This window comes from Butyricimonas hominis (assembly GCF_014287455.1).
GTDB lineage: Bacteria > Bacteroidota > Bacteroidia > Bacteroidales > Marinifilaceae > Butyricimonas > Butyricimonas muris.
The window spans coordinates 433940-451101 of the sequence record NZ_JACOOH010000002.1; the positions used below are offsets into that span (position 1 = coordinate 433940).

The window sequence follows — 17162 nt, forward strand, 5'->3', positions numbered from 1 at the left end:
GTGTTATTCCCGGAAAAGTACTAACTTTGGCAAGATTTTAGGAAATAGTAAAAGCTATGAAATATATCGCACGTCTGATACTGAAAATGTTCGGTTGGAAACTCAAGGGAAGTTTGCCCGTGGATAAAAAAGCGGTGGTGATTTCCGTGCCGCATACTTCTATTATGGATTTTATATGGGGAAAGCTCACGTTCATGAGTTATGGGATTCCTACTTATATATTAATGAAGAAGGAATTTTTCTTTTTTCCCTTGGGGGCTATCTTGAGAGCCTTGAACGTGATTCCCGTTGACCGGGGAAATAAAGAAAATCATCTTGTAGAGCGGATGGTGGAGGAATTTAATAAACGGGACGTGATGTACCTGACGATTACCCCGGAAGGAAGTCGCAAAAAGCGAAAGAAATGGAAGAAAGGATTTCTGGTAATCGCGAGAGAGGCGGGTGTTCCCGTGTATCTGGGCAGAATCGATTATAAAGATAAATATTGCACGTGGGGACCTCGGTTTGTTCCCTCGGATGATCCGGATGCCGATTTGAAATACATCATGTCGACTTACAAGGACGCTAATCCCCGTCATCCGGAAAACTTTTCGGCAGGAGATTAAACTAAAATAAAAGGATTATGAAGGTAGCAATCGTACAGGCACGTTTGGAATGGGAAAATGTTCCCTTGAATTTGAAACTCTTCAACAAACGTATGAGTGACATAAACGGGGTGGATATTATCGTGCTGCCGGAGATGTTTTCTTCCGGTTTCACGATGACGGGTAAAGATCAGGTGGCTCCTTTCCACGAGGCGGTATACCGGTGTATGCAGGATTGGGCGGACGAGAAAGACGCTTTGGTCATGGGCTCGACCATTTATTTTGAAGACGGACATTATTTCAATCGTTTGCTGACGGCATTCCCGGGAGGGAAAGTGTTGCATTACGATAAAAGGCACCGTTTCACGATGGGGCATGAAGACGAGCATTTCACCGCCGGGCACGAGTTGCTGGTGTTTGAATACAAGGGCATGAAGATCGCGCCTTTCATTTGTTACGACCTGCGATTCCCCGTGTGGAGCCGTAATACTTCCGGGTATGACTTGGCTGTTTATGTGGCTAACTGGCCGGAGGCAAGGAGGGAGCCTTGGCAGATATTGTTGAAGGCGAGGGCCGTCGAGAACCAGTGCTACGTGGTGGGCGTGAATTGCGTGGGGGAGGACGGAAACGGTCTGCAATATTCCGGCGATTCTATGGTGATATCTCCCCGGGGAGAGGTGCTGGTGGCTTGTGAGCCTTATGCCGACGAAGTACAGGTGGCGGATGTCGATTTGGGTGCTTTGGAAGGGTTCCGTGAAAAATTTCCCGTTTTGGAAGATAGAGATGAATTTACAATTGATGAATAAATAATAACAGCAGAAGAAAGGATGAAAAAAACATTGTTGACGATAATCGGATTAAGTATGATGTTCGGTTTGAATGCACAGGAGAAGATTTTGACCATGGAAGAGGCTGTCGTGGGGTACCATTTGTATCCGCGGGCAAAGTATATCCAATGGCAGGGGGATAAGAATCAGTTTACTTATCTCGACCGTGAAGGACTCACGGGTGAGTCGGCGGATAAAGGTGAGAAAACCGTTTTGTTGACCGTGCCGGAGTTAAACAAAATTATCGGGGCTGATTTGAAAGGCTTCCCTAATTTTTCTTGGTTGGACGGAAACACGCTGGTAGTTGCCCGTCAAGGGAAAATTTACCATATCGACGTGGAGAAAAAACAGTTGAAACAAACTTTTTCTTTCCCGAAAGGGGCGGCTAATCAGACCTACTCGAAGGCAGGTAACATGTATGCTTACACGGTAGACAACAATTTGTATTACATGGATGAACGGGGAAACAGTTACGCCGTGACTTCCGATGAGAACAAGAATATCGTGAACGGTCAGGTGGTTAGTCGCAACGAGTTCGGTATCACGGGCGGTATATTTTGGTCGCCTGACGGTAAGAAACTTGGGTTTTACCGTAAGGACGAGAGCGAAGTGACGAATTTTCCCTTGTTGGACATCAATAGCCGTACCGGAGATCTGAAAGAAATCAAATACCCGATGGCGGGAATGAAGTCCGAGTTGGTGACGATGGGGGTTTATGACATCGCTTCCGGTACTACTGTCTTTCTGGACGTGAATGATTTCGGGCGGGAACAGTATCTCACGGGCGTGACGTGGGCGCCGGAATCCGACATCGTGTATATTCAGGTGTTGAACCGGGGACAGGATCACATGCGTTTGAACAAATACGATGCTTCTACCGGGAAACAGATTGCCACGTTGTTCGAGGAAAAATCCGATACTTACGTGGAGCCTCAAAACGGGCTGGTTTTCATGAAGAATAACCCGAAACAGTTCCTTTACGAGACGAATAACCGGGACGGTTATTTCAATCTTTACTTGTATGACGTGAACGGCAAGCTGATCAAACGTCTGACGGATGTCGATGCCGACGTGGCTTACGCGGGTATGGATCGTGCCGGGAAGTACGTGTATTACCTTTCTTCGGAAGTGTCCCCGGTGGAAAAACAACTTTTCCGGGTAGACGTGAAGAGTGGCAAGAAAACCCGTCTGACTCCCGAGGAAGGTTGGCACACGATCACGATGAGCGGGGATTGCAGTTATTTTATCGATAGTTACAGTAGTGTAAAGACCCCTCGCAACGTTGATTTGGCTACCAATAGCGGTAAAGTGGTACGCCGTGTTCAAGAGGTGGAGAACCCGAACAAGGATTACAACTGGGGTGAAGTTACTTTGGGCTCTATAAAGGCTGACGACGGTAGTGATTTATACTATCGGTTGATTAAGCCTATGAATTTCGACCCGAACAAGAAATACCCGGTAATTCATTACGTGTATGGCGGACCGCATGCGCAAATGGTGACCAATATCTGGAATGCCAATATCCGCATGTGGGAAATGTATATGGCTCAACACGGTTACGTGGTATTTATTATTGATAATCACGGTACCCCGAACCGGGGAAAGGCTTTCGAAGAGGTGATTCATCGTCAATGCGGTCAGGTGGAAATGAAAGATCAGGTGAAAGGTATCGAGTGGCTGAAGTCATTCCCTTGGGTGGATGCAGAGCGTATTGGTGTTCACGGTTGGAGTTACGGCGGGTTTATGACGATTTCGTTGATTACCAATTACCCCGATATTTATAAAGTGGGTGTTGCCGGAGGTCCCGTGATTGACTGGAAATGGTACGAGGCCATGTATGGAGAGCGTTACATGGACTCCCCGCAGGAGAATCCCGAGGGGTACGCCAAAGTGAGTTTGATCGCCAAAGCCAAAGACTTGAAAGGCAAATTATTGATTTGTCAAGGTGCTGTCGATCCTGTTGTGGTATGGCAACATAGCTTGAGTTTTATCCGGGAATGTATCAAAAATAACGTGCAAGTGGATTACTTCCCTTATCCTTGTGCCGAGCACAATGTTATGGGACGTGACCGTATTCATCTGATGCAGAAAGTGACGGATTATTTTGAAGATTACTTGAAATAATTGAACAATAAAATAAATCAGCCAACTAATTCTAGTTGGCTGATTTATTTTATGTCGAAAGTTTTTATAACTTTTCAATCTCTTCTCGCGATAAGCGGGTTCCTTTAATTATAACCTCTGTTGGAACTTCCAAGGCTTTTAAGTTTTTGGCTATTTGTTTTTTCTTTTCACCTTCCTCAAATCCTTTAATATGCCCTTTCTTTTCTGCCGTTTTAACCACACTGTACCAATCCCGGAAAACTTTCAGGCTATCCTCGTATTCAAATAGTTCTTACTTGGAGAACCCGGCAATTTCTGCCGCTTTGAAAAAACGTTCGAAAACTCGTTCCTGTATCATGTCTGTGCCGAACAACTTCTTGAAACCGAAGTCGGTGTAAGGATTGATATATCGTTCTTGTAAACCTTCGCTTCCTATGTTTTTTTGTTTATTGTTATAACAAAGATAATATAAACTTACAAGAAATCAAAGTTCAACTGGAATCAAGTATGTGAAGTTGGAGGCTGTTCCTTTTAAGCGTTGAATTTACGATACGATTCCTGTTACAGTATCTTTTCGTATAACTGGAATTTGTGCAGTCCGTACTCTCCAAGTCCCAGATCGACTGTAGCCACGTGTTTGAATCCAAATTTCTCGTACAGTTTGATGGCGGGAATATTGTTCACGTAAACGTCCAGACGAATCGCAGTCATACCTTGCTCTTTTCCTGATTCACACGCGAAGGAGATTAATTTTTTCCCGATGCCGGCTTTCAGAAAGTCCGGGTGAACGACAAGCGTGTGAATCACGAATATTTTACTGTAATCCGAATCAATACCCCACGGTGCAATTTTGTACGCTTCTTCCGGGTGATGATTCAGTATTATGGAACCGATAATCTGCCCGTCGCATCTTGCCACGTACAGGTTACCTTCTTTGACACCCTTTTCCGCGTTTTCCCGGACGGGGTACACTCCTTTGATCCATCCCGGGTGGTTAATATCGGATGCAAGGAAATCATTCAAGTCATTATATAATTGTTCCAGCTCGTTGATGTCTGCTGCCGTCCCTTTTTCTATAATCATTTTGTCATATTCATGAATCCGGTAACAAATATAATGGCTTTTTTGTTTCTTCCCAAAGTTGTTTTTTATTCTTGATTTATTATATTTGTAAAATAATTCTCAAATTTATAGACGTATGAAACGACTATTTGTGATATTAGTGTTATTTTCCACTATTCCGAGAGTTCATGCAACAGCACAAGCCGGGGATGTTTTAATATGGGGTAAAGATACTTCTTGGTTGTTTAGTAATCCCTTGGAATTAAGACGTGATATAGATTCAATACGTGAGAGATTGGAAGAAATGGGTGCGATGTGGACATCCACAGCTTGTTGGAGAGGGTATATTGCGACATGGGAGATTATTGATAATGAATTGTATCTGGTAAATATAGAGTCTGATTTAAGTGATACAATTGAAATAAACTTGGAAAAATTGCTGCCGGGAGAAGTCATTAATGGTAGAGTGAGAGCTTCGTGGATAACAGACACTTTAATCGTTCCCCGGGGGGAGTGCATTTTCTACGTTCATTCCGGTTATCAGTCCGTGTACGAGAAGGAATCTGAAATTATAGTTCAGGAAGGAAATGTGGTTAAGCGGGTAGATTGGAATAATTATTGGGCTTGTAGGCCGGGATATTGGGAGAATCCGGAATTGCTTAAAGATTTCATATATGGACATATAGATTGGGGTAAAGTTGCAGCAAATACACCGGAAAGAGCACGAGTGGTATTCTGTATTATTCCGTCTGAAGAGATAAAGCCGGTGGTGAAAATAATTCGTTCATCCGGTTCAACTATTTTTGACGAGGAGGCGATGAAAGCAGTGCAGATGCTTGAGGAATGGGAAACTTTATATCAACGGGGTAAACTGTTTAGACAGTCGTGGGTAGTTCCTGTTATTTTCAAAAGATAAATTTATATCTTTGTGCGGTATTGGGATTTGCCGTCAGATTTACATCGGCATTTTCAACTTTCAATTTTCAACTTTCAATTTTCAACTTTCAATTTTCAACTTTCAATTGTTATGCGCATTGATATATTAAGTGTTGTACCAGAGTTACTGGAGAGTCCTTTGAATCATTCGATTATCAAACGGGCGAAAGAAAAAGGGATCGTGGAGATTTATATCCATAATATACGGGATTGGTCGAAGGATAAGCACCGGAAGGTGGATGACTATTCTTTCGGCGGGGATGCCGGACTGGTGATGGCGGTACAGCCGATTTTTGATTGTATCAATGAATTGACTTCTCGGCGACATTACGACGAGATTATCTACACCGCCCCGGATGCCCCTACATTCAACCAGAAGATGGCGAATGAATTGTCGTTGAAGGAGAATATCATGATTCTTTGTGGGCATTATAAAGGGATTGACCACCGGATCCGGGAGCATTTGATTACCCGGGAGATTTCCGTGGGCGATTACGTGCTGACGGGAGGGGAGTTACCCGCCTGTATCATGACGGACGCCGTTGTGCGTTTGTTGCCGGGAGCCATGGGGGATGAGACTTCCGCTTTGACCGATTCGTTTCAGGACAACCTGCTTGCCCCGCCCGTGTACACGCGTCCCGCGGAGTTCAACGGTTGGCGGGTGCCGGATGTGCTATTGTCGGGCAATCACGCCTTGATTGACGAGTGGCAGGAACAACAAGCCTTGGAACGCACGAGGCGATTGCGCCCGGATTTGTTGGGGGAATAGCTTATGTCTTGGGTAGAATTATAGTGGGTTTTTATAGGTTACGTGTTATTTTTCAGTGCATTTTGTTTGTCAGGGTTAATATTTATTTGTATTTTTGCGCCCGTATTAGAAAAATATAATGTCTAATTTATTAGAGGACAAGCATTTATTATTATGACTGAAGAACAAAAAGAAATGCAAGTGGAACTTGCACAAGAAGAAACCAAGAAAGCTGCTCCGGTAGCAACTACAAGTGCCGAGGCTGATGACAATTTCGATTGGGAAGCCTACGCGAATGATGATGTAATCCCCGCATCTGAAAAAGAAGAATTAGTAAACAGGTATGCTGAAACTCTTTCATCAGTAGTTGAGAAAGAAGTTGTTGAAGGTACTGTTATCTCGATGAACAAGAGAGAAGTCGTTGTAAACATCGGTTACAAGTCAGACGGTATCATTTCATTGAATGAATTCCGTTACGATCCGGAATTGAAAGTGGGAGATAAAGTAGAAGTTTACGTTGAGACTCAAGAAGACAAAAAAGGTCAGTTGACTCTTTCTCACAAGAAAGCAAGAGCTTTACGTAGCTGGGATCGTGTTAATGCTGCGTTGGAAAACGACGAGATTATCAAAGGATTTGTTAAATGTCGCACGAAGGGCGGTATGATCGTTGACGTATTCGGTATCGAGGCATTCTTACCGGGTTCTCAGATTGATGTTAAGCCGATTCGTGACTATGATATTTATGTTGGGAAGACGATGGAATTCAAGGTGGTTAAAATCAACCAAGAATTCAAAAACGTTGTTGTATCTCACAAGGCTCTTATCGAGGCAGAGTTGGAACAACAGAAGAAAGACATCATCTCCAAACTTGAAAAAGGACAGGTACTTGAAGGTACCGTTAAGAATATCACTTCTTACGGGGTATTCATCGACTTGGGTGGCGTAGACGGATTGATCCACATTACCGACCTTTCTTGGGGCCGCGTAAATCACCCGAACGAGATCGTGGAATTAGACCAGAAGTTGAATGTTGTTATTCTTGACTTCGATGACGAGAAGAAACGTATCGCTCTTGGTTTGAAACAATTGACTCCGCACCCGTGGGATGCTTTGAGCGCAGACTTGAAGGTAGGTGACCGCGTGAAAGGTAAAGTAGTTGTTATGGCTGATTACGGTGCCTTCGTTGAGATTGCCCCGGGCGTTGAAGGTTTGATTCACGTTTCAGAGATGTCATGGTCACAACATTTGCGTTCCGCTCAAGATTTCATGAAAGTAGGAGATGAGGTAGAGGCTGTAGTTCTTACCTTGGATCGAGACGAGAGAAAGATGTCTTTGGGTATCAAACAATTGAAAAACGACCCGTGGCAAAATATCGAAGAGAAGTATGCTGTTGGCACGAAACATAAAGCTATCGTGCGTAACTTCACGAACTTCGGAGTATTCGTTGAGATCGAGGAAGGTGTTGACGGTTTGATCCACATCTCTGATTTGTCTTGGACGAAGAAAGTGAAACACCCGGCTGAGTTTACCCAGATTGGAGCCGATATTGATGTAGTTGTTCTTGAAATTGATAAGGATAACAGAAGATTGAGTTTAGGTCACAAGCAATTGGAAGAGAATCCTTGGGATGTATTCGAAACCATCTTCACGGTTGATTCTATCCACGAAGGTACGATTACCGAAATCTTCGATAAGGGTGCCGTTATCGCGTTGCCTTATGGCGTAGAAGGATTCGCAACTCCTCGCCACTTGGTAAAAGAAGACGGTTCTCAGGCTAAGGTTGACGAGAAATTGCCGTTCAAGGTGATCGAATTCAACAAGGGTGCCAAGAGAATCATTCTTTCTCACTCTCGTATTTTCGAAGACGAGCAGAAAGCTACCGATAACGCGAAGAAGAAAGATGAGGCTAGCGCAACTAAAAAAGCAGTGAAGAAAGTGAAAGAGAAACTGGAGAAAACCACTTTGGGTGACATCACCGAGTTGGCTGCTTTGAAAGACCAAATGGAAGCTAGAGAAGAAGAAGAAAAGAATAATAACTAGTGAAGTTTGAGATAACTATATTAGGGTGCGGTTCTGCCGTACCCACGCTTCAACGAAATGCTGCCGCTCAAGTGCTTAATGTACTTGAGCGGTACTTTCTTATTGACTGCGGGGAGGGAACCCAGCAGCAATTGCGGCGTTTCAAGGTGCCGTATAACAAGATCAATCATATTTTTATTTCCCATTTGCACGGGGATCATTTTTTCGGTTTGATCGGTTTGTTGTCCAGTCTTTCTTTGCAGGACAGGAAAGCCGAATTGCACGTTTACTCGGACAAGCGTTTGCAAGAGATTATCGAGTTTCAGTTGAAAGTGATGAATACCCGTTTGAATTTTCCCTTGATTTTTCATCATTTGGAACGGGAACCCGCTTTGATTTATGAAGACAAAGCGTTGACCGTGCGTACTTTTCCTTTGAAACATCGTTATGATGCTCCCGTGACAGGTTTTTTATTTACCGAGAAAGAACGGGAAAGAACGATTCGCCGGGATATGACGGATGCTTTCCAAGTGCCGGTGGCTTTCATGCACCGGCTGAAAAAGGGCGAGGATTTCGTGACTCCCGATGGAGAGGTGATCGCTAATTGCCGCTTGACGATGGCTCCGCCTGCCGTCCGATCCTACGCTTACATGACCGACACGTTGTTCCGGGAGTGTTTTGCCGAACACGTGAAAGGTGTGGATTTACTTTATCATGAATCCACTTACGGGAACGAGTTTGAAGATTTAGCTAAAGAAACATTCCACAGTACCGCGGGGCAAGCGGCGCGAATGGCTCTACTTGCCGAAGCAAAACACCTCCTGCTGGGACATTTTTCATCCCGTTATCCCGATCCTACCCCTTTGTTGAAACAAGCCCGGGAGATTTTCCCGAACACGGATTTGTGTTATGACGGGGCTGTATTCGAGTTACCCGTGGCGAAACGAGGGTAAGGCTGGAAATGTTTTTCATGATAATTGATTTGTTCGGTTTGGATTTTGATGTTATTTCGTATATTTGTCCTAATGGTGTGAAATTTGGGCAGCATGATAGATGAAGAGTTGATTTTATCCGGAGTGAATCGTAAAAATGAAAAGGCTTGGGCAAGTCTTTATGAGCATTTTTATGCGGCATTGTGTGTGTACGTGAACCGGATATTGAAGGGATCGGAGAGTACGGAAGATTTAGTACAAGAAGTTTTTATCGCCATTTGGAGTTCGGATAAGAAATTCGAATCTTTGCAGGATTTGACCCGTTATTTGTACAGGGCATGTTATAATAACGCATTGGTGTTTGTACGGAATAATCAGATTCATGATACGATTTTGAATTCGATAGGAGCAACGGAAGAGTCGACCGTTGATGATGTATATGCTTTGACTGTTCGGGAAGAGGTTACAAGGCAATTATATATGTATATCGAACAGTTGCCGCCGGAACAGAAAAAAGTGCTCCTAATGAGTATCGAGGGATATTCATGGGATGAGATCGCGGAAAAATTAGGGATAAGTGTAAATACCGTGAAAACGCATAAAAGTCGTGGTTTCAAGTCGTTGCGTTCAAAACTTCAAGATTCTGTCTGTCTTTTTTTAATTTAATTGGAAAAAAATGGCTGGTCATGTCATCTGAAATCGAGAGTTATGTATTATAGAAATACATAACGAGATGATAACAGATGATGATGAAGAAAAATATATATGATGATGCTTCTTTGATTAGAAAATCTTTGCTGGAAGATTTGGAAGAAGGAGAGCAAAAGGAGTTGGGACAATTGCTGGATAATCCGGAAATACAAGAAGTGTACGGGCAATTAAGTGATCCCGTGTATCTGAAAAAGCAGTTTATCGAATACGAGAATTATTCCGGTAAGAAAGGGTATACTGTTTTTAAAGAGAAGATAAATCGAGCCAGAAGAGTCAGAATGATCCGTTGGGGAGCGGCTGTCGCTGCCGTGTGGGTGATTGCTTTAGGTATCATGTTGTGGATGACATCGGGTGAGAAGAATGGTGACGAGAAAGGATTGCCTGTTGCTTCGAATATTATCCCGGCCGGAGAGAAACGGGCTAGATTGACGTTGGCAGACGGGAGTACCGTAATGATAGCGGAAACAAGTACACGGGTGTTGAAAGAAAAAGGAGCCCGTATTGAATACAAGAACGGGGAGATTTTTTATAATACAGAAATAAAAACCACGGAGATCGTTTATAACGAGTTAGAGGTTCCAAGGGGCGGAGAGTGTATTATTACGTTGGATGACGGAACAAAGGTATGGGTTAACGCGGAAACCAAGCTTAAATATCCGGTGTCTTTTGCTGGCGAACAACGGGAGGTTATCTTGGAAGGGGAAGCTTTTTTTGAAGTAGTGAAAGACAAGAAACCTTTTATCGTGAAGACTTCTTTTGGGGACGTGAGGGTTTTAGGTACCGCATTCGGGATAAATGCCTATGTCGACCAGCCGGAAGGTTATACCACGTTGGTAAGAGGAAAGGTAAGTGTGACGGCAGGAGCAGGTGAACCGTTGGTTATTCAGCCCGGGGAGCAGGTGGTATCGTCTAAGGACGGGAAAACGCGGAAACAGGAGGTGAACGTGGACGAATTCGTAGGGTGGAAAGACGGGATATACGTGTTCCGGGATAAAAAACTGGTTGATATTATGAATACCTTGGAGAGATGGTATAATATATCCGTTCTTTTTGAAGATGAAAGTCTGAAAAGCCTGTTATTTACAGGTAATTTGAAACGTTATGATGATATTAATGTATTTTTCGATGCTTTATCCCGCACGGGGGATTTGAAGTATCGGGTGGAAAGAAATCACGTGATTTTATATAAATAAACTAAAACGAGATAACGGACGACAAATTTCTCAGGTTCGCAGCCCATTATCTCATCTTAACAAGTAATTTACAAATATATGAAAAAAAATCAATGTTTGAAGTGGAAATGGCTTTTTAAATGGAGAAGCTTTTTTCACGTGCTGGGTTTAACAATGGTACTGTCATTGGGAAGTTTCTCGGGATATGGGGCGAGAAACGTACAAGACACTATTTCCTTGGATTTGAAAAAGGTAAAATTGGAGAAATTCGTGGAGGTGATGAAAGAGAAGACCGGGTTGAATTTCTTGTATAATTCCTCTCTGTTTAAGGGTATGGAGCCGATTTCTGTCGTTGCTAAAGGAGAACCGTGGGAAACGGTGTTGTGGGGGGTGTTAGATAAAGTCGGTTTCATGTATGACGTGAAAGATGAAATTGTTGTTATCAAGCGAGTGCCAACGGAGGATAAAAATGGACAAGAGAAACGTTCCAGAATGATCAAAGGAAGGGTTACTGATACAAATAAAGAGCCGCTCCCGGGTGTAACGGTGTTATTCAAGGGAACAACGGTCGGGACAGCAACAAACACGAATGGGGAATTTTCGTTGAATGTTGTAGAGGGAATTGATACGTTAGTAGTTACTTTCGTGGGGATGAAAACTCAGTATCTGCGTTTAGTGGAGGGAAAAACGGAATACCGAATTCAAATGCAGGAAGACGTCGAGACATTGGAAGATGTTGTGGTAACGGGATATGGTAACGTGTCAAAGGGGAATTACACGGGGGCGTCTACCAACGTGAAAGTTGCCGAGGTGATGATGGCCGGAGTTTCTTCTATTGACCAGATGTTGCAAGGTGTTGTACCCGGAATGTTGGTAAGGAATACAAGCGGACAGGTCGGGGCGACGTCTAAAATCCGAGTACGGGGTACTTCCACGTTGTTGGGGAGCCAAGAACCGGTCTGGGTGGTCGACGGGGTAGTACAACGGGATCCTCAGCCTTTCAATTCGGATGATAACACGAAGTTCACGATGGATGCCGATGACATCAGGCAATTGGCGGGGAACGCAATTTCTTGGTTGAATCCGTATGATATAGAGACGATCACGGTGCTGAAGGATGCTTCCGCTACTGCAATTTACGGTTCAAAGGCGGCGAATGGCGTGATAGTGATCACGACAAAGAAAGCGAAGCAAGGGCAACTTGCCGTGAATTATAACGGTAGTTTTTCTATCGGGCAACGTCCTCGTTACGGGTTGTATGACCGGATGAATTCAGCCGAGCATATGCAATTTTCGAAAGATATATATGGTGAACATCGTAAGTATACTTCCCGAATTTTGCCTATCGGTTACGCCGGGTTGGTACAGAAATTGACAAATAAGGAAATTACGGTGGAGGAGATGGATAAGGAATACCAGAAAATGGCACGCCAAAATACGGATTGGTTTAAGTTGTTATTCCGGAATTCATTTAATCATTCTCATGCAATCAGTATTAGCGGAGGATCTGAAAAATTGATGAATAGGACTTCTTTTAGTTTCACGGAAGAAAAAGGAGAGGCAAAAGGGAATGAGGTTACTTCGTTTACCGCCACTTCAAACACGACGGCTGTTTTCGGGGAGAGTCTGATTGCTAATTTGTTGTTGAAAGGAACGATCCGGGAGGTCGACGGTTTTGCTTACGGGGTAGATCCTTTTAATTATGCCTACAATACGACCCGGGTTATTCCGGCATACAACGAGGATGGTTCATTGTATTATCACGGAAAAAGAGGGACCGTTAGTTATGCAATGCCGAATAAAGATGTATATGATTATAATATTCTGAATGAGTTGGATAACACGGGGAGTTCAAACAGCACGAGAACTTGGGGAACAACGATCGATTTGAAGTGGAAACTTTTGCCCGGGTTGGAATATCAAGGATTGTTTTCCTATACTTCATCTTCTGCTAATTCAAAGAAGTATGCCAGTGAGCGTTCGTTTTATATCACACAGATGCGCGGCTACGAATTCGGGACAGTTCAAGCGAATAGCACGGAAATGAAATCGTCTCCACTGCCTTTTGGCGGGTTGCTGGAAATGGATTTGGTAAACACGACGACGATTACCGTTCGGAATAGTTTGGTGTATGACCGTTTATTTCAGGATAAACATCGGTTGACCTTACAACTTGGGATAGAAACGAATTCTGTAAAAACAAAAGGTGAAACAACGAAACGTTATGGTTATTTGCCGGAACGGGGAGAGACTTTTGCCGTGCCTCCCGCCACTTATTTAAACGGAAACCGCACAATGGATAACATGACGATTGCAACAGGAAGTGCTTCTGTAATCAATCGGCTCGAGAACGAGTTGAGCGAGTATGCTTCAGCTATTTACACGTATGATAATCGTTACGTGGTGAATCTGAATGCCCGTTTGGATGCATCGAACCGATTTTCCCAAGATAAAAATAAACGGGTGGAACCTACATGGTCTGCTGGGGTGAAATGGCGAGTGAAACAAGAGGTGTTTGCGGGTGATTGGTGGTGGTTGAATAATTTGGATTTATACGGTTCATTCGGTTATCAAGGTAACGCGGTACCTTCGGTATCTCCTTATTTGATTGCCTCGACCGGGACACTGAATCATTTGTATCAATCGTATATTATGGAAGTGAAATCGTTGCCCTATCCGGAGCTTGGATGGGAAAAGACGAAAACGTACAATTTCGGAGTGGATGCTTCCTTGTTGAAAGGACGATTGAATTTCACGTTCAATTATTTTGATAAAAAGAGTTATGTACTCGCTTCGCGTAATGTTCCTTACGAGAATGGAATGGGAAATAGCGTGGTGTCCGGTTCTAATATGAAGAATTACGGGTATGATTTCGTGATTGAGGTTGTTCCCGTGCAAACGAAGGATTTTAGTTGGCATCTTTCATTGAATACTTCGGTTACCCGTAATAAAGTGGAAAAGAATCAGCGAGTGAATCAATTGAGTGATTATCTCAACGGGACAAGTATAGTGAACGGTAGACCGTTTTCGACGTTTTATTCTTATGAATTTGATAAATTGGATTCCGAGGATGGTCGACCGCTGTTCAAAAATATGGATATCGAGGGTGCTGACAGTGCTTTGGATTTTTTAGTCGAATCCGGGAAGTTTACGCCGGACTTTTCCGGTGGACTGAATACCATGTTCAAGTACAAAAGTTGGTCACTGTACGCTTTGTTCGCGGTACAATGGGGAGGGCATGGACGTTTGCCCGAGTTATATCCGGGAGCCTCTGTTCAGGTGAATGGTCTTCCGATGCCGGAACAGAATGTTTCCCGGAAATTGATAAATCGTTGGAAAACACAAGGAGACGAGGCACGGACGAGTATACCTTCCTTGCCGGGGCTTGGAAATGAGAAAATAGATATACCTGTAACTACAGAGTCAACGAGTACCTTGGAGAATCTTTATCATTTGTATAATTTATCGGATCAACTGGTGGCGAACACGGATTTTATCCGTTGTCGTTCGCTCTCATTGGCCTACGAGTTGAATCCCCAGTGGTTGAAACGGTTATATATCCAACGTATGCAGGTAAAAGCGAGTATGACGAATCCGTTTATATGGGTTTTCGACAAGAAATGGGACGGGTTGGACCCGGAAACAGGGAATTGGCCGGCTCGTCGGATTACCTCTTTGTCTATACAAATAGCATTTTAGTAGTTGGAAATTTAAAATGATAGGACATGAAGATATTTAGAATATTACAGATAATGAGTTTAATCGGGGTGTTGATCCCGATGGGGTGTTCCGATTTTTTGGAAAAGAAATCTCAAGACGAGGTGATCGTGACAACGGTATCGGATTTTGATGAATTTCTATTGGGCTCCGGGTATGTTACTTATGTACAGTATGCAAATCTTTATTTTTTGGATGATGATATTGAATATTATGAATCAGAGTATTATGATGAGTTGTCCGATGTGATGGCTTCTTATGGTTTTCAATCTTGGCAACCGGATATGTGGGAGAGTGAAGAAGTTATTCGGACTAATTGGGAAACTTACACTAGTACATATTCTCGTATCATGGGTGTTAATGCTGTTTTGGATGGAATTGACAAAGCAAGAGGGGAGATCGAGGCTCGTGATCAGGTGAAAGCGGAGGCTTTGGCTTTGCGGGGGTACTATTATTTTATGTTGGTGAATACCTTTGGTGAACCTTATAATTATAATAAAAAAGCATTGGGAGTTCCTCTTAAGCTTTCCGCTGATATAGAGGAGAATGGGATGCCCCGAAATACAGTAGAAGAGGTTTACATGCAGATCGTAGAAGATTTAAGAGAATCGTCAGCTTTGTTTGAAAAATACCCGAAACGAAGGGGAAATTACCGTATTAATTTACCGACGGTTAATATCTTGTTATCCCGGGTATATTTACATATGGAACGATGGGATAGCGTGATCGTGGCAGCGAATAAAGCTATTCAATATTCCGAAGGCTTGACCGACTACACGAAATTTAGCGGGAGTAACTTTTTCATGTGTTCTTACGATCATTCGGAAGTAGAATGGATTTATGGTGTCGGAGTGAATATCCAGTTTTTTGGTCCCTCGGCTGATCTTCTTTCAAGGTATGATAAAAATGATTGTCGACCCGGGATGTGGTTTGATATGGGCGAATATTCGACCAATCGTTTATTAAAAAAGGATTATGATTGGATGAGTGGATCCGCTACTCCCGTGAATACGGTTCGGATTTCCGAAGCTTATTTGAATCGTGCGGAAGCTTACGTGCAAAAGGGGATGACGGGTGAGGCTTTGGCGGATTTGAACGAGGTGCGCTGTAACCGGATTACGGGATACACGAATATAGAGAATGTCCCGGCAAATTTGTTGGAGGAAGTACGTTTGGAACGACGTTTGGAATTGTGTTTTGACGAGCAACGGTGGTTTGATTTACGTCGTTATGGGATGCCTTCTATTACCCATAGATATCGTTATCGAAAAAGCGATCCGTGGGTAATATACACGTTGCGTGAGAAAGACCCGTTGTACACGCTTCCTCTACCCAATGAGGCAATACGAAATAACGTTAGACTGGAGCAAAATGCTTCGGCTTACGAACCCAAGAGATCGGGGGTTGAAGAATGACAAGATTAAAAAAATGATGTAGTATGAAAAAGATATATTGGTTGATGTTTGTGGCACTGGGAATGTTGGCTTGTGCCGAGGATAGCAAGTTGGGGGAAATACCTTCGTTGACACAGGAATATACTTTACCGCAAGGAAATTCTCCCGCGGATGACCGTATCGTGGATTTGCATGATAAATACGGGACGTTTGTTTTGTACGAGTATATAGAAGCGGATTTGAAATGGTTGCAGGTGGACGTGAATAATACTTGGGGCGATTACGAGTATACTCAGCCGAATCCGCTATATGCGGGAAATGTTTTGGATCTATTGGGAGAATGTTGGTTTAGATTTTATCCGGCAGAATTTCATGAGAAATTTATGCCTTACAAGATATTTCTGACCTCAACCTTGAAATATGTGTCTTTCACGGGAGCTGAAACGATGATGAATAGCCGTGTTGTTCAGACTCAAATGGTCGTCAGTCATTGTTCGGAGGAGGTGAAGAATATGACTCAAGCGGATAAGGTTGCTTTTAAAAATGATTTACAATCCAAACTTTGGGGAAGTTGGCTTTCAAAATTTGATATTCCCGGGGAGTTTTATGGTGTAAGTAATTATTACGGTAAGGCTAGTTCTGATCCAACGAATTGGAATTATGCCCGAGAGAGAGGTTTTGTTGCTGATAGCAAAGGTACGGAATGGAGTACGCAAGACCCATGGCCTTCTTCAACTCTAAGTGAAAGTGCCGATCTGGATGCTTTTTTAAGTGGAATGCGCAACCGGACTTCGGAGGAGTGGGCTGAAGATTTGACGTATCCTCTGGTAAAAAAGAAATATGATATTCTGAGGAATTATTTTTTAGAGAAGTTCAATTTTGATATACAAAGGATAGGGGATGCAAATGCGGTAACCGAATAGTAATGTGTTTCTATGATATATTGGAAATAAATCA

At 43.2% G+C, this 17162-nt stretch carries 14 protein-coding genes; 12 read left to right on the forward strand and 2 right to left on the reverse strand.

Annotated elements, in window-relative coordinates:
• Positions 1 to 56 precede the first annotated feature (56 nt).
• The 3 genes from H8S64_RS05435 to H8S64_RS05445 are packed head-to-tail and all read left to right on the forward strand — an operon-like array spanning position 57 to position 3535.
• On the forward strand, positions 57 to 605 hold the full coding sequence (locus H8S64_RS05435) for a 1-acyl-sn-glycerol-3-phosphate acyltransferase (RefSeq protein ID WP_186975278.1): 549 nt from the start codon (positions 57 to 59) through the stop codon (positions 603 to 605).
• 17 nt (positions 606 to 622) lie between these two features.
• Positions 623 to 1390 carry an amidohydrolase gene (locus tag H8S64_RS05440; RefSeq protein WP_186975279.1) on the forward strand — a complete coding sequence of 256 codons (768 nt, stop codon included), beginning with the start codon at positions 623 to 625 and terminating at the stop codon, positions 1388 to 1390.
• Positions 1391 to 1411: 21 nt separating this feature from the next.
• Positions 1412 to 3535: a S9 family peptidase gene (locus H8S64_RS05445; protein WP_186975280.1), complete on the forward strand. Its 2124-nt coding sequence runs from the start codon at positions 1412 to 1414 to the stop codon at positions 3533 to 3535.
• A gap of 64 nt (positions 3536 to 3599) precedes the next feature.
• On the opposite strand, the gene H8S64_RS22485 is transcribed toward H8S64_RS05445, so the two are convergent.
• Positions 3600 to 3755, reverse strand: coding sequence for a hypothetical protein (locus H8S64_RS22485; RefSeq protein WP_255469440.1), 156 nt, complete (start codon positions 3753 to 3755; stop codon positions 3600 to 3602).
• A 320-nt stretch (positions 3756 to 4075) separates the two neighbouring features.
• Positions 4076 to 4597: a GNAT family N-acetyltransferase gene (locus H8S64_RS05455; RefSeq protein WP_186975281.1), complete on the reverse strand. Its 522-nt coding sequence runs from the start codon at positions 4595 to 4597 to the stop codon at positions 4076 to 4078.
• A 115-nt stretch (positions 4598 to 4712) separates the two neighbouring features.
• Between H8S64_RS05455 and H8S64_RS05460 the strand changes: the two genes are divergently transcribed.
• The 9 genes from H8S64_RS05460 (at position 4713) to H8S64_RS05500 (ending at position 17128) form a co-directional block, all read left to right on the forward strand.
• Positions 4713 to 5492 (forward strand): energy transducer TonB family protein, encoded by a 780-nt coding sequence (locus H8S64_RS05460; RefSeq protein ID WP_186975282.1) that lies wholly within the window; start codon positions 4713 to 4715, stop codon positions 5490 to 5492.
• Positions 5493 to 5603: 111 nt separating this feature from the next.
• Entirely contained in the window at positions 5604 to 6281 is a 678-nt protein-coding gene (gene trmD / locus H8S64_RS05465) for a tRNA (guanosine(37)-N1)-methyltransferase TrmD (RefSeq protein ID WP_186975283.1), read from the forward strand.
• Between the two features lie 153 nt (positions 6282 to 6434).
• The gene (gene rpsA, locus H8S64_RS05470; protein ID WP_176555063.1) at positions 6435 to 8300 is read left to right on the forward strand and encodes a 30S ribosomal protein S1; all 1866 of its coding nucleotides are present in this window, start codon (positions 6435 to 6437) and stop codon (positions 8298 to 8300) included.
• Complete coding sequence (locus tag H8S64_RS05475) at positions 8300 to 9232, forward strand: ribonuclease Z (RefSeq protein WP_186975284.1); 933 nt, start codon at positions 8300 to 8302, stop codon at positions 9230 to 9232. The genes rpsA and H8S64_RS05475 overlap by 1 nt, the downstream gene beginning before the upstream one ends.
• A gap of 93 nt (positions 9233 to 9325) precedes the next feature.
• Positions 9326 to 9877, forward strand: coding sequence for an RNA polymerase sigma factor (locus H8S64_RS05480; protein ID WP_186975285.1), 552 nt, complete (start codon positions 9326 to 9328; stop codon positions 9875 to 9877).
• Positions 9878 to 9960: 83 nt separating this feature from the next.
• Positions 9961 to 11115, forward strand: coding sequence for a FecR family protein (locus H8S64_RS05485; RefSeq protein ID WP_222621143.1), 1155 nt, complete (start codon positions 9961 to 9963; stop codon positions 11113 to 11115).
• Between the two features lie 78 nt (positions 11116 to 11193).
• Entirely contained in the window at positions 11194 to 14793 is a 3600-nt protein-coding gene (locus H8S64_RS05490; RefSeq protein ID WP_255469441.1) for a SusC/RagA family TonB-linked outer membrane protein, read from the forward strand.
• Positions 14794 to 14819: 26 nt separating this feature from the next.
• Positions 14820 to 16226, forward strand: a complete 1407-nt coding sequence (locus H8S64_RS05495) for a RagB/SusD family nutrient uptake outer membrane protein (protein ID WP_099292324.1) — start codon at positions 14820 to 14822, stop codon at positions 16224 to 16226.
• A 23-nt stretch (positions 16227 to 16249) separates the two neighbouring features.
• Entirely contained in the window at positions 16250 to 17128 is an 879-nt protein-coding gene (locus H8S64_RS05500; protein WP_099292325.1) for a hypothetical protein, read from the forward strand.
• Positions 17129 to 17162 lie beyond the last annotated feature (34 nt).